Raw genomic sequence first — 329 nt, 5'->3', positions numbered from 1 at the left:
TCATGCGGCGCGTATCCGTATTCCAGATGACGCCGTCTATTCCGGGCGTTTTACTGCCTTTGTTTTGTGATACTCGCTTAACAGCAAGAAGTTTTGCCGAATGCGAGTGAGTCAGTATCCACTGCAACGCTTTCGCTTTGCTGTGTTTACCTTCTCTTGTTGCTTTTGCAATACGCATCTGAAGCTTTAAAACGTGCGACTCAACAGTTTTCCAATTTATGGATTGCCATTGAGCACTGTCAGGGGAGGCACTAATCTCTTTTGAAATCATCATTTGCGTTTCTCCTTGAATAAAGTTCTTCAAATTCTCTTGCAACGGAAGACCAGTC

The 329-nt window shown here is 44.1% G+C and carries 1 protein-coding gene; it reads right to left on the bottom strand.

All coding sequences use genetic code 11. The annotated features are described in order from the left end of the window. Nucleotides 1-274, bottom strand: a 274-nt coding sequence (locus JIG41_RS16070) for a reverse transcriptase N-terminal domain-containing protein (RefSeq protein ID WP_199525086.1), incomplete at its 3' end; no start/stop codon positions are given. Nucleotides 275-329: the final 55 nt, after the last annotated feature.

Origin of the sequence: Pseudoalteromonas sp. bablab_jr011 (assembly GCF_016464045.1) — a bacterium.
In the GTDB taxonomy this organism is placed as follows: domain Bacteria; phylum Pseudomonadota; class Gammaproteobacteria; order Enterobacterales; family Alteromonadaceae; genus Pseudoalteromonas; species Pseudoalteromonas lipolytica.
Note: the sequence above shows the minus strand (reverse complement) of the source record. Positions and strands in the feature narration are given on the sequence as shown.